This window comes from Chryseobacterium endalhagicum (assembly GCF_016745235.1).
Classification (GTDB): Bacteria; Bacteroidota; Bacteroidia; order Flavobacteriales; family Weeksellaceae; genus Chryseobacterium; species Chryseobacterium endalhagicum.
Genome location: NZ_JAELVM010000001.1, coordinates 2,083,044 through 2,099,333 on the forward strand (window position 1 = coordinate 2,083,044; position 16,290 = coordinate 2,099,333).

A 16,290-nucleotide genomic window follows, 5' to 3' on the forward strand; every position below is an offset into this window, starting at 1 on the left:
CGTTGAAAAAATATAAAATTTACCACGCAAAGTTTCATGAATACATGCTTGATGTAAGTAAAGCAAAGAATTTTAACTTCATCAGTAACTAAGCTCAAATAAAACATCCGCCTATAGAATTTTCATATAAAAAATACACAAATAGTCTGCCCCTTTTGAGACAAACTATTTTTAATTTCGTATTATATAAGAGTTAAATCTGTGCCGCCTTCAGCATCAGGTAATGCAAATCCGTATTTTTTATAAAGGCCGGCAAAAGCTCTTTCCCCGGACCATACACCGCCACTTCAACATAATCTCCTGAGTGATCCATACTGATCCACCCCACGGAATTATGCTTTTTCTGAATATCGGAATACGCTTTGAAAGGCAGTTTTTTGTAATTATAAATCCCGCTTTCCTGTTTTTCAAGCCCCGAATAGAAACTTAATAAGTGTTTTGCATCGTCATCAGCAAGGCTTATTTTGTTCGTTTCATAGATCCAATCTTTCATTTTCTGAAGATTAAAATCCGGATGAATCGCATTCAGGATATATTCGTTGGTATACCGGTAATTGGAGATACTGTTAAAATTTTTAGTGGCATCTGCTCCGTAAATGGTGCCCGGATTGGCATTTCCATGGTCTGTAGTAATGATCACCAGTGTATTCTGGTCTTTTTCAGCAAAATCCATGACCGTTTTTATAGCTTCATCAAAGGCAAGCTGATCGTGGATCAATGCTGAAATATCGTTGGCGTGGGCGGCCCAGTCTACTTTTCCGCCTTCAATCTGTAAGACGAAACCTTCCTTATGGTCTTTCATCTGATCGATGGCGGTTTGAGCCATTTCAGCAAGAGAAGGGCTATTTTGCAGCTCAGGAATATTAGCCCTGTCGATAGAATACGGCAGACCACCGGAATTGAAAACGCCTAATATCTTCTTTCCTTTTTCTGTATTTTTTAAATCTGTTCTGTTTTTAAGAACCTGATATCCCTTTTGTTTGTAAAGAGCATACACATCTTTTTTATCCTCTCTTTTTAAGGGATTAAAGAACTCATCGCCTCCACCCATCATCACATCAAAACCTATATCAGCATACATTTCCGCAATTTCATTTTCCGCATTTCTGCTGTCTGAATTCACACAGAAACCAGCGGGCGTGGCATGGGTAATCGTAACTGTGGTGACACAACCTGTCTTTTTTCCTGCTTTTTTAAACTTTTGCCAGGCCGGAACATATTTTTCACCATTGGAACCCATATTAAGAACCCCGTTTTTCACCCGGAATCCTCCTCCAAAAGAAGAGCTTGCCGCCGCAGAATCTGTAACAATGGAACTTGCAGAGGCTGTATCCATCAACGCTCTGGAAACTTTATTTTCGTGATACAGACTCATCCAGTTTCCTGTTTTGCCTAAAATATTGCGGGAATACAGATCGGCCATAGCCAACGTCCCCGAGCTCATTCCGTCACTGATCATGAAAATAATGTTTTTTGCTTTTTTCTTCGGATCCGGAATTTCTTTTGCAGAATTGGCGAAGAAATCAGCCGGATTTAAAGTGAGCAGGCCTGAAAGTAATGCTGAGCCTTTTAAAAATTTACGTCTGTCCATGGGATAAAATTTTCCTAATGCAAGGTATTGGGTAATTGGAAAGAATGAAACAAAGTGGCATTAATTAATTGTGAATTTTCCGTTTAATGCTTATGATTTTTATAATTAATAATGTGGCCTGTGATCAGTCCTGCAGCCCCGGCATAAATTAAAGGGATATGAATTTCAAAGATAAAATCAGCCAGAACAGAGATCGAGATCAAAAGAATAGAAACCCAGAACAATATTTTCAGCCAGCCGCGGGTCATGTTTTTCGTAATTCTGTATACCACTACTGCTCCGATGATCAGGAAGGCCAGGTCAATATAAGGATTGTGCGATATTCCCAGAGGAATAATCATCAGTAAAGGAAAAGCAATACAATGAATAAGACACAGAACTGCCGCAGAAATTCCCACTGCATCAAGGATTTTCGATTTCATAAAATAAGGGATTTAAATTTCTTGTTGTAAGTCTGGGACAAAGGTAGAGATAAAATTTTAAATATTGCAACTTTGTTGCGTTAAAATAAAATGAACGCTTTATCTACTGCTGCTACTTTTAATACGCTTTAATCTTTGCTGGAGCGAATAAAAGTGCTATTTTTATTTTCTCAAAAGAAAACACCCATTATGCCGACTGAAGCTTCCCACAAGCTGATCCCGATGACGGACTTCGTGATTGAATATTACGCCAACGAAGGATATGCAGATCTCCAGACGCTGAGACTGATGAAAAACTATGCCAGTTTCCTGAGAAAACCATTGACTCTCGGAATGCTGGTTCCGCTGGATACCAATGGAAATGTCCTGAAAGAACCAAAAAATTATTCCTCCTGGAAATCCCTTGACCACAATGACGGGAAAAGAAATGATACGACAGGATTTGAAGAATACATCCAATACCAGAAGGCAGAGCAAAACTGTATGTTTGACGGTTTTACCATAGCTTACAACGGATATTCTGTGATAAGGCTGGAAGCTTCGTATGACCCGTCCATTGAACTTTCTTTTAATAAAAATGACCTCATGTCATCCACATTTGCAGACATTGAATCCCTTACCGCTTTTGATGCAATTTACTTAACGGTGAATGCCTTAAAAGCAATCGGAATCAAAAAATAAATTCTCACTCATAACCATTTATAGGTACCACACTTTAACGATTATCAATGATTTATCTCATTAAGGCATAAAATATGTATTAATTGATGGGATAACATTAAAATTTAAAGTCATGAGAAATTTATTATGGTTAGTAGCAGTCATTTGTATTATCGTTTGGCTTCTTGGAATGTTAAACATTGTGCCGGGGATCAGTACCGGTTATTTAGTACATGTTTTATTGGTTATTGCCATCATCGTTGTACTTTACAACATTATTTCCGGTAAAAAACCGCTTTAATAACTAACTTAAGTTTACAAATAAAAACAGGCTGTCTCAAAAGGGACGGCCTGTTTTTTATATTAGAATTGTGAAATCCCAACGGTATTACAAGCAGAAATGATCTGTGTAATCAGCGGGATCTGTGGGAGATTTTGAGGAAATATTTATAATTCAGGTATATATCAAATGAAGACTTTGTGTGAATTTTTCCCACAGATCATACAGATCCCACAGATTTTTATTTACTCAGGCACTTCACTTCATCAAATAAGCTCCGTTGATTTTAACTTTGCTCTCCTTAAAATAATAAGAAATTAAATGTAAATCTTCATGATAAAAAATTGAAATACTATTTTGATAATTAATCACAAAAAAGACCGCTTCACTTTTGAGACAGTCTTACTTTTATGTTTCCAATTTATTTCGAACCAAAATGCTTGCTGAGGAAATCTTCCAGCTCTTTGCCGTGAAGGTTTTGAGCAATGATTTTTCCCTGCCCGTCAATAATGATATTAAAAGGAAGTTCCTGGATCTCATAAGCCTTAGCTACAGGACTTTTCCAGAATTTAAGATCACTCACCTGCGGCCAGCTGATTCCAAACCGGTCAATAGCTTTCTGCCAGCTCTCTTTGCTCCGGTCTAAAGAAACCCCCAGAATTTCAAACGCCTGCCCTTTCACCTGTGCAGAAAAAGTTTGGTAAAGGGTTTTCAGTTCCGGCTGTTCTTCCACGCAGGGTGCGCACCATGTTGCCCAGAAATCAATCAGGACCACCCTGCCTTTTAAAGAGGAAAGATTGAATGTTGAACCGTCATTTTTTGACAGGGTAATTTCTGGTGCCTGCTGCCCGATTGTTATTTTAGACTGCTGTGCAGATGTGTATCCTGTAAGAATCAATACAGAAAATAAGGTAAGAAAAGCTTTCATATTATTCATTGATGGGATAATCTTTATCTAGCCAGTCTACCTTGATGTTTTTGGGAAGATTCAGAAGTTTTGCATTGTTGAAACCCATTTCCTGCAACAGTTTAAATGCAGGACGGATGTTCGGGCATTTTACAAAAGGACAGCATCCACAGTAAATAATAACTTCCCTGTCTTTGGGAATATTCTTTAAATAATTTCTTAGTTTTTCAAGATTTTCAGGTTCCCGGGTAGGCCCGATATCTACGGAACCTTTAATAATTGCTTCTGGTCCTACGGAAATAATCACCGCATTTTTTGTTTTATTTTCAGTGATTCTTGAGGCTAAAAGTGCCGGATCCATCAATTGACTGTCAGTCCACGGATCCTGTTTCTCCTGGGCAGAAAACCGGCTGAACATGGAAACTACCAGCAAAGCCATCATAAACAGATATTTCATTCTTCTTTTTTAACAAAGATAGGAATTTAGAGGCAGCCGTATGACAAGCATAATTATGTTTGGAATAATTGATGGATCTGATCTTAAATATTTTATATATTTATTCTAGGATATATCACTCAAGTACAAACAAAACCGAACCGAAAATGGAAGAAAAATTCCAGCCTGATGTTATTGTTACAGGAGCCGGATTAGCAGGGCTTACTGCCGCTATGGAAATTACAAATGCCGGAAAAAAAGTGCTTCTGCTGGATCAGGAAACGGAGCAGAATATTGGCGGACAGGCATTCTGGTCATTCGGAGGTCTGTTTCTCATCAATTCTCCCCAGCAGCGGAGGATGGGAATTAAAGATTCTTATGAGCTTGCTCTTCAGGACTGGAAAGGGACGGCCGGGTTTGACCGTAAAGAAGATTACTGGCCCAGAAAATGGGCAGAAGCCTATCTGAAATTTGCAGCCCACGAAAAATATGAATATGTTTCCAGACTGGGCATTAAGTTTATGTTTATGGTAGGCTGGGCAGAACGCGGTGACGGATCGGCAACAGGCCATGGAAATTCTGTACCCCGCTTTCATGTGAGCTGGGGAACCGGGACAGGCATTGTAAAACCTTTTGTGGATAAAGCCTATGAAGCAAAGAAAAAAGGTCTTTTACAGATGAAATTCAGGCATAGAGTCACTGAACTGATTGTCGAAAATGATAGAGTGAAAGGCGTTAAAGGAGATATTCTTGAAAACGATCACAAAGAAAGAGGTGCAGAAACCAACAGAAATGTAATTTCCAGCTTTGAGTACAATGCTCCTCATATCATCATCGCATCCGGAGGAATTGGTGCCAATCATGAGCTGGTCCGTAAAAACTGGCCGGAAAGATTAGGAAAAGCTCCGGAAAATATGGTCTGTGGAGTCCCCGCTTATGTCGATGGAAAAATGATTGGAATTGCAGAAAATTCAGGGGCACATATCATCAATCCGGACAGGATGTGGCATTACACGGAAGGCATTCAGAATTGGAATCCGATATGGCCGAAACACGGCATCAGAATACTTCCGGGACCTTCTTCTTTATGGTTTGATGCGAAGGGAAACCGCCTCCCTGCTCCTTATCTTCCGGGGTTTGATACACTTGGAACCCTAAAATACATTCAGGAGACAGGGTTTTCCTATTCCTGGTTTATTCTGACCCAGAAAATCATCAAAAAGGAATTTGCCCTCTCCGGATCAGAACAGAATCCGGATATTACCAATAAAGATTACGGACTTTTCCTGAAAAGGATCTTCGGAAAGAAAGCCCCGGGACCTGTGGAAGCTTTCAAAGAGCATGGCAAGGATTTTATTGTTTCGAATGATCTGAAAGACCTTGTGGACAGGATGAATCAGCTGTCCGGTGATCATCTTTTGAATTATGATAAAATTAAAGAACAGATTGAGGCCAGAGATAGGGAACTGAACAATAAGTTCTCAAAAGATACACAGGTTAATTACATCAGGAATACAAGAAATTATTTAGGAGATAAACTGGGACGTGTGGCCGCTCCCCATAAAATTCTTGACCCGAAGAATGGTCCTCTGATCGCTGTCCGCCTCAATATCCTTACCCGCAAAACACTGGGTGGAATAAAAACAAATCTCAACGGACAGGTCCTGAGAGAAGATGATTCCGTGATTGAAGGCCTTTATGCAGCAGGAGAAGCTGCTGGCTTTGGCGGAGGTGGAATGCACGGCTACCGCGCGCTGGAAGGAACCTTTCTTGGAGGGTGTATCTTTTCCGGAATGAAAGCGGGGAAATATATTGCAGGACGTTGAAAAGTGAGATGTGAATGGTGAATTTCTTCTTCGAAGGTGAATGGTCAATTTGCTTTGCCTGTGAATGATGAATTTTTAAAACAAGGAACAAAAATTAGAAAAAAATAAAAACACAAGGATGAATACTTATTTTAATAACAAAACAGTCTGGATTACCGGGGCTTCATCGGGAATCGGAGAAGCGCTAGTGAATGAGCTGGCCCAGAAAAGCAGTGCAAGAATTATTCTTTCATCAAGAAATAAAGACCAGCTCTATGCGGTGGCAGAAAAAGCAGGACTGAAAACCGACCGTTTTACTGTTTTACCCTTAGATCTGGAAGATTACAAAAAGATGCCCGATATTGCCGCTGAAGCCATAGAAAAGTTTGGAAAAATTGATATCCTGATCAATAATGCAGGCTTGTCTCAAAGATCTTTGGCCATGGATACAGATATAGAGGTGGATAAACGCTTAATGGATGTTGATTTTATCGGAACCGTTGCCCTTACGAAAGCCATTCTTCCCTATATGGTCAGGAGCGGCGGCGGACATATTGCCGTAGTTTCCAGTCTGATGGGTATCTTCGGAGGCCCGATGAGAAGCAGTTATGCCGCGGCAAAACATGCCCTTCACGGCTTTTTCGACTCATTAAGGGCAGAACTTTTCACAAAGAAAATTGTAGTGACCATCATCTGTCCCGGATTTATACAGACCAATATTTCTATTAATGCCGTAACGGGTAACGGCTCTTCGCAGGGAACGATGGACGATGCAACAATGAAAGGCATGCCCGCTGATGTTTTTGCCCGAAAAATGCTTTCAGCGATCGCGAAACAGAAAAACCAGGCTTCCATTGGCGGTCAGGAAGTAATGGGAACTTATCTTAAAAGGTTTTTCCCCGGCCTGCTGGCAAAAATTGTCCGTAAAGCAAAAGTGGTCTGACAAGTGGTAAAACGACAAAAGGGCGAAAAAGCTTATCTGCCATTTCACCCTTTTGCTTATTTTATATTATTTTCCGCTTCAAATTGCTTCTGTGCATAAAAAAACTTTTCATCTGCCTTGAAAACTTTCTGGTACAGTTTCTGTTTTTCACGGCCAAGTTCAAGCATCTGATCCTGTGCTGCCCGGATTTCCTGAGCTTCTTTACCGTAGCGCATCAGTTTCTCCTGCTCTATTTCTTTTCGTGAAAACAGGAAAAGTTCTTTAAGCAAAGCATAATACTCAATGGCAGCCTGCTGAACTTCTTTTCCTTTTTTAACGCCTTCTGTATCTGTTTTTTCGATGTCTTTAATAACCGTATTGAATGCAGCTTCCTCTTTGTCTATGGTATTCAGAGCTTTGGCATAGTCATGAGCGATCAGATAATTCAGCTTGACGGATTCAAGACCTTTTTCACCGATCAGCATCGCCTTGACCTGAGATTCTTTTTTAGCAAGAACTTCATTGAGACCTGTGGCTTTTTTGTTACTGCATGAATAAAAGACAGTAAGTATTAAAGCTGCAAACAAGACCGGACTGAAAATTTTACGGATCATAAGGTTCAGTTTATAGTAATTCAATTTAAAGGTAAAAAATAATTCCTTATCAACCGTTCGGAACCTGTGCTTTTTCATAGATAAGTCCTCCGGATTTCAATTCATTCCAAAAATCTGCGGGAATATCTGCATTCAAAGCATTTACATTATCCTGAACCTGTTTCGGGCGGCTGGCTCCGGGAATAATAGAAGCGAATTCATCAGAAGCCAGCACAAAATGTAAGGCAGCATGCACAATATCTGTATTATATTTTCCTGCAATTTCAGCAATCCGGGCTCTTTTTTCTGCCATTCCTTTTGGAATCACATCCTTGTAATTGTACCGTTCCCGGCCTGCAATATATCCTGAATTGTATCCTGCACCGGAAACCAGTTTTACGCCTGCTTTTTTTACGGCTGGCAGAAGTCTGTCAACCGCATCTTCATGTTCCAGGATTGAATACTGTGTGGCAGAAAGACAGATATCAGGATCCGCAGAATCGATACAGTCCAGAATGGGTTCAATTTTATTCACACCCATGCCCCAGGCCTTGATTATTCCCTGGTCGCGTAATTCGGAAAGAACTTTGAAAGCCCCTTTCCTTGCCTGTTCCAGAAAATAGGGATAACGGTCTCCTACCTGATCTTCGGAAAGGTCATGAATATAAACAATGTCAATATGATTCAGTCCGGTTCTCTGAAGACTGTCTTCGATGGATTTTTTGATGGCATCGGCTGTGTAATCATGTTTAAAATCATAATTCAGCGGCTTCTTCCACATCGTAGGCGGAACTTCAGATTCAGGAACTTCATGGAAAAGCCTTCCCACTTTAGTTGAAAATAGGAAATCATCTCTTTCCTTATCCTTTAAAAAATCTCCGAATCTTCTTTCACTTTTCGTCAGTCCATACCAGGGAGACGTATCAAAATAACGGATTCCCAGATCCCATGCAGCCTGAAGTATTGTTTGCGATTCTTCATCACTGATATCTTCGAAGGCAGTTCCTATGGCTACTCCACCTAAGCCTAATCTGTACTTTTCATTTAAAATGTCTGTTTTCATATGATTGTATTGAGTGTTGGTGGTAAACAGGATGCAAACATCGTGCTTTTCAATTCTTATATTATGTTAAATGTTTGATTTGCTATTCCTTTGGTCCTGTTATTGAATGAAATACATACACCACCCCATATTCATTGTATATGAAAAAGCATATCGTAATCGCAGGAGGAGGATTTGCTGGCATCAATCTTATCAAATCCCTCAGAAACGACAAAAGATTCAGAATCACGCTGGTTGATAAAAATAATTATCATTTCTTTCCGCCGCTGATCTATCAGGTTGCCACCTCATTTATTGAAGCCTCCAATATCAGCTACCCTTTCCGTAAATTATTCTCTAATGATAAGCACGTAAGTTTTCATATGGGAAATCTTATCCGGGTAACTCCTGAAAACAGGACTTTGGAAACAGATACCGGAACTCTGCATTATGATTACCTGGTTCTGGCCATGGGAACAGAATCTAATTTTTTTGGAATGGAAAATGTCCGGAAACATGCACTCCCGATGAAAACCATAGAAGAAGCACTTTATTTACGGAACCATATTTTGCTGACCCTGGAAGAAGCGGCCCGGAATAAAGACATAAAAGAAGCTGAAAAACTACAGAATATTGTGATCGCTGGAGGTGGTCCTACCGGTGTGGAGCTGGCTGGAATGCTGGCAGAAATGGGAAAATATATTGCACAGAGAGAATATCCTGAAATTAAACTCAGCCTGTCCAGTATTTATCTGATAGATGCATTACCGTCCTTGCTTTCTCCCATGAGTACAGTGGCTCAGAAAACAGCTTATGAAACCTTAAGGGAATTAGGCGTTAAAATTCTGCTGAATGTTTCCGTCAAAGATTATAAAGACTGTAAAGTCATTCTGAGCGACGGCAAATCGATTGAAACAGAGACTCTGATCTGGACCTCCGGAGTTATAGGCAGAGAAGTTCCCGGTATTCCCGAAGAAAGTATCGGAAAAGGAAGAAGGCTCCTTGTAGATGCTTATAACAAGGTGGAAAATACCCAAAATATTTACGCTGTTGGTGATCTCTGTCTGATGCTGTCTGAAGAAAAATATCCGAATGGTCATCCGCAGCTTGCTCAGGTAGCCATTCAGCAGGGAAAAAATCTGGCGGCCAATTTTCAGCGTATAGAAGATGAAAAAGTACTGCATTCCTTTGAATATAATGATAAAGGAAGCATGGCAATTATTTCAAAATTCAATGCTGTGGTGGATCTTCCAAAGTATTCTTTTAAAGGCTTCCTGGCGTGGCTCACCTGGCTTTTTATCCATATTATTCCTCTGGTAGGGTTCCGCAGTAAAGTTCAGCTGGCAATGGACTGGTTCCGCCTGTTTATTACCAACAATCCTTCCATAAGGCTCATTCTGTATCCTAAGAAAAATACGAATAACGGAACAACATAAAAAGGCTGAAAGCTGGAACAGAGAGGATGAAAGTTACTATTAGACAATCATACTAAACAACTGCCTTTAAATTCGTTGAAGCTGATTAAAAAATTAGTTAAAACAGCGGTATTTGTGCTGTTGGACTTCAATAGCTTCCCTCCTCAGGCTTCAAACCTCCTGACCCTATTATACAAACAAAAATGTCTTAACCCAAAATAAAATAACCTCCCGAGATGAGAGGTTATTTTTATGTATAATTTAGATTTTTATGAATTACTGCTCCACAATGGTCAGAACGTTGTAGCCTCCTGTATTCAGAAGAGGACGTTTGTCCGGATCCCAGGATACATTGATCCATACAAAAGGTCTCAGTTTATCACCTGCATTCAGGTATAAACTTGCAGTGGATGCAGAGCCTACGATCACAGCATTGGGCGAATTTCCGGTATCCTGTGGATAGCCGTTATTGGTTTTAATTCTCTGTATAACGGCATTGGAAGCGTTTCTTACTTCCCAGATGGCCTCCGTCTGGTTTTGCCCAAAACTGGTATTCACCTGGCTTGGAGCCAGCGCAAAAGTAAAAGTAACGAAGTAAACGCCTGCTCTCGGGGCAATAAACTCTCCTGTAGCAGGATTAAAGTTCGTTCGTGGCTGTCCGGAATCCGAATCTAATTTTTCAGTCCATGATGTAAGATAGGCTGAAGATCTGCCCGGAATTCCGTCTGTATAATCTCCTGTCGGCCATAAACCTGTTTCAAAAACAGTAGAATTGTTATTGGTTTTTTCGGCCATAACAATAATTCTCGGTTTTCCGTAAGGGAGAATCGGTACCCAGACCGTCCCATCCGAATATTCTATATATCCCTGTACTCCAATGGCCGGATTCGGGTTGTAGCGCATCGCTCCGGCTCCGGCTTCAGCAGCGGTCTGATTGGTCATTCCTATCGCCATAGAACCATTGGCTCCGTTTCGAAGATCGATGGCTGTTTTAGGAGCAGCGACGCCTACGCCCATTTTTCCTGTTTTATCAATAATGACCTTTTCAGTAGTACTGATCTCAACGGCATTGGTTGAAGCCGGATTAGCATTACCTATGCCAATCTGAGCGAATGTTATATGAGGAAGAATTCCAAGGCCCAGGAATACTAGTGTTTTTATATTGAATTTCATCTTTTTCCGTTTTTATAGTTCGTAAATGCTGATACTGTTATTCGTACCGCTGTTGGCTGTGTTGATATTTCTGCTGCCTCCGAAATTGTGGAATACCTTGAACTGTATCGTATTGCCCGCTGATAAATTGAAAATAGCTGTACAGTTACCGCCCACAATATTATTCACCGTAGAAACATCCCATGCCGGATATGAATTGACACTTCTGTAAGTCTGGATATTATTTGTGGATGCATTACTTTCGATAATGGTTTCTATCCTTGAATTCTGGGCAATATTGCCATCTGCCAGCGTAATATTGAAGGAAACTATATAAAACCCGGTTCTTGGTGCTGTAAAGGTTCCTGAGGTGGCATTAAAATTCGATTGGGAATCGGTAAGCACAGCCCATCCGTTTACCAGTGTTGTGGAATTGTTGGCAAGAGCCAGGGCACTGTTTTTGTTGGCCAGAACCAAAGCTTTTGGAGGCAGGGTCATCGGAAGGTTATGCCAGGCTACTCCATCCGAATACTGGATAATATTTCCGGTGCTGTAACGTATTGCTCCTCCACCGGCTGCAGCAGCGGTCTGCGTACTTGTTCCCAAACCAATGATTCCCTTCTGATCTGCAGAACGGACATCTACTTTAGTTTTGGGATTTAAAAGTCCCACTCCCAGTTTGCCTTCAGAGGTCACCACTACATCATTGAGGATCTGAGGGGCGGAAGGCGGCACACTGCTGTTGTCTTTTGCACCGTCTACATGAAAGGTCTGCATGGGATCTTTGGTGTAGACCCCTACTTGTGCCTGCAGAGAGAATGGCAGGAAAAAGATCAGGAACTGATATAAAGTTTTTATTTTCATTGTGTATTTTTTAATGTTCAATAATGGTCAGGTTGTTGAATCCCGCGTCCGGGTGTGTCCAGTCTGCATTTGCTCTTAATACCCTTGCTCCGGATCCTGTGATATTCTGATTAAGCTGCGGACGGACAGTCTGGTTGGCGGCTAAACTTACAGTAATCACCGCAGAACCTCCTACCTGTGCTTCTTCATTGCCACGGGCAAATGTTTTGTAAGAGCGGGCCAGGATAGAGCCTGTAGTAGGACTGTAGAACTGGCTGGTGACTTCAGAAGAATTGGCTACTGTACCTGAAACAAAATTGTAGGTCATCAAAAATGTGTAAACTCCGGCTCTGGGTGCAGTGAAGATTCCTGTGGCAGGATCAAAGCTTCCGGAAAGATCTCTTACCTCGTCCCATCCGGTAATATTTACATCGGTATTGTAGCCTACAGAAAAGGCGTTGGTCATTCTTGCCACGACTACAGCTTTTGTAGGAAGAACAAGTGCGGCTTCCCAGACACTTCCGTCGGAAACCTGAATCCTGGCCTGGGCAGGCTCGTATCTCACGGCACCGGCACCGGCCGCACTGGCTGTCATGGTGGTAGAGCCCAACCCTATGGCATTCTGCAATCCGGCTGAACGCATATCCAGCTTTACAATGGGGTTTAAAACGCCAGCTCCTATAAAACCGGAATTGGTAATGATCAGATCATTGCTGAGTTCTGTGGGAGTGGGTGAAGCTGTGTTATCTTTTGCACCGTCTATGTGCAGGATTCCCAGCGGATTGCTGGTACTGATTCCTATCTGCGCACCAATATGCGCCGAAGCCAGGATGGCCAGGGATAGCAAACTTTTTTTCATTAGATGTGTGTTTAATAATTTTATTTGGAATCTGCTGATTTTAAAATGTTTACTACCACCAGAAACCAAAGCACAAAAGTAAATCATTCTTTTCAGGCTTTTTCAAAAATTTAAAAATAACCGTTATTTTATGCATACAAAATTTAAAAAAATATTGAAGGTATTCAAATACATGTTGTGAGATATTCAGAAAAAACAACATGAAATAACCTTCATAAACATTTATTATACAAATATTTGTAATTTTTTATCTGAATATATATCCTTTTTTACTTTTAAAGGAATTTCTTCTTCCAGCGGGCAATGGTATTCCGGCTCAGTTTAAAATGCCTGGCCAGCTCTGCATTATTATAATTCTTATTTTTCTGATAATTGAGGATTTCAAGAATAGACTTCCGGTCGAAAGAACGGTGTTTCTGATTAAAGGTGAAAGCCGCTTCATCTTCTTTGCCGCTAAGGATGCTGCTGCAAATGATAACGTCCAATATGGAGAAATCTTTTTTTGAGAGTATCGCAGCAAAAGCTTCTTTTTTTTCAGGAAATCTTTCGTTGATGAGATCGGTGTAGATTCTTTTATAATCGGGAATATTTTCCATTGTGTTTTTTTGAGTTTTATTTTTCCATCAGGTTATATTTGTGAAGCCATTTGTAGAGGGTGCTTTTAGGGATTTTATAGTCGGAAATCACTTTGGATTTCGTCATCTCCCCTTTTCTGATCTTGTCCAGGACAAACTCGATGATCTCTTTGGTATAAAGGCTTTTACGAAACACAGGGAGCGAATCCGGTATTTTTTTCTTCTGCATGTAATTCATCGAAGACTGCGGAGAGTATAAGATCAGATGCTGGGAATAGAGCCTGAAAAAATCGTATTCCAGCAGCTTGGACCAGCGAAGCAGCATTTCCGTGTCAAAAGCCGAAGATTCATACATGTTCAGGATCTCTTCTTCTCTGCAATTGAGGAATTTACAGATCCGTGACATTTCAATGCCGTTCCCGGCCACCTTTTCTTTGATCATCGACCCAATGTTCAGATTTTTTAAATCCATACTGTTTTTATATTGTTTTGTGTTTTTTAGTGGATTTTGGGACAGAATTTAATGTTTGGGATGCATAAAGGAAAAGCAATAGGGCAAAATTTCCAATTGAGGGATCAGAAAATTTTGACGGAATTATTGCTTTTCATAGATGTGTTTTAGAATTTTTTAAGCCTGATTTTGTTTCCTTCTACAACCAGCATATCCTATTCTGGTACAACATTAGAGTTTTCCCTGGAGATGTAAAAACATGCGGTGTTATAAATTCCGAATCCCTTACCGCAATTAATCTTCCTGTTCATTTTATTTTTAACGCGATTTTCCAAAGCTCTGTTAATTCTTTTACGTTCCGGCCGCAAAGACACTCTGTTAAGCAAAGGCTGTCTGCTGTTTTGTTGGGAAGAAAGCTTCCATTTCCTTTAAGAGAGGGGCAATATTAGACCTTTCTCCGGGAATGAAAAAGAAAAGGATGAGACTATTTCTGAAAAAAGAGGCCTTTAAAAACCTGTTTTTACCACAAATAGAATCAACACAATTTAAACTGATTAATTGAATTTAAATTATTTATTATCAATTGATTAAAAATATTAATTCATAATTTAAATTCTGAAAATATTACACTATTATTATGATTTAATTATTAATATTGTACTTAATTTGCTCCTTCAAAAAACACATGATGAAGAATACCGTTTTACTTTTGATCTGTTTGATTTTCGGATTTTACCAGGCTCAGCTCAATCCCGAACTTTCTACCATTTCCCAAATTGATTCGGCAGTTAACCAGGCTGATGAACTCTACAAAACCAATCCGGCCCAATCCATAGAACTTTTAAATGCAATTCATCAAACTTCAAAAAAGAAAGGGTATAAAAAAGGAATACTTGAGAGCAGTGTTATGCTGATGGCCAGATATTACGACGCCGGAAACCATAAAAAAGTAATTGATCTGAGCGGAGAAGCTGAAAAACTTGCACTGAATGCAAAAGATGATGCCAGACTAGCCAATATCTACAGACTCAGAGCTTCATCATATACGGAGCTCGGCTTTAATAATGAAAGTATCAGAGACTTCAGAAAAGCATTGAAAATAGCTGAAAAAGTGGATTCTAAGGACAGAAAGAATTATTTAAAATCCTTAATTTATACGGGAATCAGCGGGCATTCTGCTCATGTCAATGCTCCGTTGGACTCTGTCATTTATTATCAGAAAAAATCGTTGGAAAGTGTTGTTAATATCGGAAACAGCACAGAATATATCTCAAAAAAACATCATCTTCTGGCCTTGTCTTATATGAATCTGGGCATGACCAGCGTGGCCTCTCAGCGGATTAAGGATGCTGAAAATTACTTTAGAAAAGCATTGGAAATAGCTAATAATGAACAATATAAAATTCCAAAAGATTTGAATATTACTGTTCTGAATGAATATGCATGGCTCTATTATGATCAGAAACAATATAACCTGGCCATACAATATGCCCAAAAAGCAGAAAAGTCTGAAAAAGTAATAAGCATTCCCTATATCCGAAGAGATATTTATGAGGTAAGCTTCAAATCTTATGTGGAACTTGGCGAAAAAGAAGCTTCCAAAAAATACATGAATCTCTATACCAAACTGAATGACAGTCTGGTGAATGAGGAAAAGAAAACGATCAATTCTCCTGTTAAACAGATTATGGATGAGCAGGGACAGATCCATACCTGGAATATTCAGAAAATCCTGATGTTTTCTGCGGGTTTCATGATCATTCTTTTGACAGCGGGTATTATTTTCTGGAAGAGAAATCAGAAAAAACTTCATGAAAGATATGATACAGTGATTAAAAATCTTAAAGCGGCCAACCAGCCTCCTGCTGAGCATATAAAGCCTGAAGTATCAGAGAAAAGCATCAACATCACAGATGAAACGGTAAAAACAATTCTTACCAAGCTGGAGAAATTTGAAAAGTCCCAGAAGTTCATCAAAAAAGATCTCAGTCTGACTTCCCTTGCCAACGATCTGAATACCAATACGCGGTATCTTTCTGAGATTATCAAGCAGTATAAAGAAAACAGTTATAATAATTACATCAACGGTCTGCGGATCAGTTATATTACCAATAAACTCTATGAAAATCCTATTTACAGGGAATACAAGATCAGCTATCTGGCTGAAGCCTGCGGGTTTTCGTCCCGGGAAGTTTTTGCCGTTATTTTCAAGAAGGAAACCGGGGTAAGTCCCTCCTATTTCATCAATAATCTCAGAAAAGACAGCCTGGAATCTGCATCACAGAATTTCATTCAGAATCCGGAATAAAAGTTTTTTGAAAATTATTTAAAACTAAT

General features: G+C 39.9%; 17 protein-coding genes. 6 read left to right on the forward strand and 11 right to left on the reverse strand.

Features of this window, described 5'->3' with window-relative positions; genetic code table 11:
- Nucleotides 1-193: 193 nt before the first annotated feature.
- Together JET18_RS09175 and JET18_RS09180 are read right to left on the reverse strand one after the other, a co-directional pair.
- Nucleotides 194-1,591 (reverse strand): alkaline phosphatase, encoded by a 1,398-nt coding sequence (locus JET18_RS09175; RefSeq protein ID WP_202090303.1) that lies wholly within the window; start codon nt 1,589-1,591, stop codon nt 194-196.
- Nucleotides 1,592-1,674: 83 nt separating this feature from the next.
- A complete protein-coding gene (locus tag JET18_RS09180) occupies nt 1,675-2,013 on the reverse strand; it encodes a MerC domain-containing protein (RefSeq protein ID WP_202090304.1) in 339 nt (112 codons plus the stop codon).
- 189 nt (nt 2,014-2,202) lie between these two features.
- On the opposite strand from JET18_RS09180, the gene JET18_RS09185 reads away from it, so the two are divergent.
- Nucleotides 2,203-2,694, forward strand: a complete 492-nt coding sequence (locus JET18_RS09185) for a hypothetical protein (RefSeq protein ID WP_202090305.1) — start codon at nt 2,203-2,205, stop codon at nt 2,692-2,694.
- A 112-nt stretch (nt 2,695-2,806) separates the two neighbouring features.
- The gene (locus JET18_RS09190; RefSeq protein WP_202090306.1) at nt 2,807-2,974 is read left to right on the forward strand and encodes a lmo0937 family membrane protein; all 168 of its coding nucleotides are present in this window, start codon (nt 2,807-2,809) and stop codon (nt 2,972-2,974) included.
- A 400-nt stretch (nt 2,975-3,374) separates the two neighbouring features.
- Here JET18_RS09190 and JET18_RS09195 read toward each other — a convergent pair whose 3' ends face one another.
- Nucleotides 3,375-3,890 (reverse strand): TlpA family protein disulfide reductase, encoded by a 516-nt coding sequence (locus JET18_RS09195; protein WP_202090307.1) that lies wholly within the window; start codon nt 3,888-3,890, stop codon nt 3,375-3,377.
- Nucleotides 3,883-4,317 (reverse strand): rhodanese-like domain-containing protein, encoded by a 435-nt coding sequence (locus tag JET18_RS09200; protein ID WP_202090308.1) that lies wholly within the window; start codon nt 4,315-4,317, stop codon nt 3,883-3,885. Before JET18_RS09200 ends, JET18_RS09195 begins: the two co-directional genes overlap by 8 nt.
- Nucleotides 4,318-4,463: 146 nt before the next feature.
- Between JET18_RS09200 and JET18_RS09205 the strand changes: the two genes are divergently transcribed.
- Nucleotides 4,464-6,122, forward strand: coding sequence for an FAD-binding dehydrogenase (locus tag JET18_RS09205; RefSeq protein WP_202090309.1), 1,659 nt, complete (start codon nt 4,464-4,466; stop codon nt 6,120-6,122).
- A gap of 118 nt (nt 6,123-6,240) precedes the next feature.
- Nucleotides 6,241-7,044, forward strand: coding sequence for an SDR family oxidoreductase (locus JET18_RS09210; protein ID WP_202090310.1), 804 nt, complete (start codon nt 6,241-6,243; stop codon nt 7,042-7,044).
- A 56-nt stretch (nt 7,045-7,100) separates the two neighbouring features.
- Here JET18_RS09210 and JET18_RS09215 read toward each other — a convergent pair whose 3' ends face one another.
- Complete coding sequence (locus JET18_RS09215; RefSeq protein WP_202090311.1) at nt 7,101-7,637, reverse strand: hypothetical protein; 537 nt, start codon at nt 7,635-7,637, stop codon at nt 7,101-7,103.
- Nucleotides 7,638-7,686: 49 nt separating this feature from the next.
- Nucleotides 7,687-8,679 carry an aldo/keto reductase gene (locus tag JET18_RS09220; RefSeq protein WP_202090312.1) on the reverse strand — a complete coding sequence of 331 codons (993 nt, stop codon included), beginning with the start codon at nt 8,677-8,679 and terminating at the stop codon, nt 7,687-7,689.
- A 140-nt stretch (nt 8,680-8,819) separates the two neighbouring features.
- Here JET18_RS09220 and JET18_RS09225 point away from each other — a divergent pair, with 140 nt between their 5' ends.
- Nucleotides 8,820-10,094 (forward strand): NAD(P)/FAD-dependent oxidoreductase, encoded by a 1,275-nt coding sequence (locus JET18_RS09225; RefSeq protein ID WP_202090313.1) that lies wholly within the window; start codon nt 8,820-8,822, stop codon nt 10,092-10,094.
- Between the two features lie 255 nt (nt 10,095-10,349).
- On the opposite strand, the gene JET18_RS09230 is transcribed toward JET18_RS09225, so the two are convergent.
- The 5 genes from JET18_RS09230 to JET18_RS09250 all read right to left on the reverse strand — a co-directional run bounded on the left by JET18_RS09230 (nt 10,350) and on the right by JET18_RS09250 (nt 13,974).
- Complete coding sequence (locus JET18_RS09230; protein ID WP_202090314.1) at nt 10,350-11,246, reverse strand: hypothetical protein; 897 nt, start codon at nt 11,244-11,246, stop codon at nt 10,350-10,352.
- Between the two features lie 12 nt (nt 11,247-11,258).
- Complete coding sequence (locus JET18_RS09235; RefSeq protein ID WP_202090315.1) at nt 11,259-12,089, reverse strand: complement C1q domain-containing protein; 831 nt, start codon at nt 12,087-12,089, stop codon at nt 11,259-11,261.
- Nucleotides 12,090-12,099: 10 nt separating this feature from the next.
- On the reverse strand, nt 12,100-12,927 hold the full coding sequence (locus tag JET18_RS09240; protein ID WP_202090316.1) for a complement C1q domain-containing protein: 828 nt from the start codon (nt 12,925-12,927) through the stop codon (nt 12,100-12,102).
- A gap of 275 nt (nt 12,928-13,202) precedes the next feature.
- A complete protein-coding gene (locus JET18_RS09245; protein WP_202090317.1) occupies nt 13,203-13,523 on the reverse strand; it encodes a helix-turn-helix domain-containing protein in 321 nt (106 codons plus the stop codon).
- A 16-nt stretch (nt 13,524-13,539) separates the two neighbouring features.
- Nucleotides 13,540-13,974 carry a transposase gene (locus JET18_RS09250; protein WP_202090318.1) on the reverse strand — a complete coding sequence of 145 codons (435 nt, stop codon included), beginning with the start codon at nt 13,972-13,974 and terminating at the stop codon, nt 13,540-13,542.
- Nucleotides 13,975-14,638: 664 nt separating this feature from the next.
- On the opposite strand from JET18_RS09250, the gene JET18_RS09255 reads away from it, so the two are divergent.
- Nucleotides 14,639-16,261, forward strand: coding sequence for an AraC family transcriptional regulator (locus JET18_RS09255; RefSeq protein WP_202090319.1), 1,623 nt, complete (start codon nt 14,639-14,641; stop codon nt 16,259-16,261).
- The last annotated feature ends 29 nt before the right edge of the window (nt 16,262-16,290 follow it).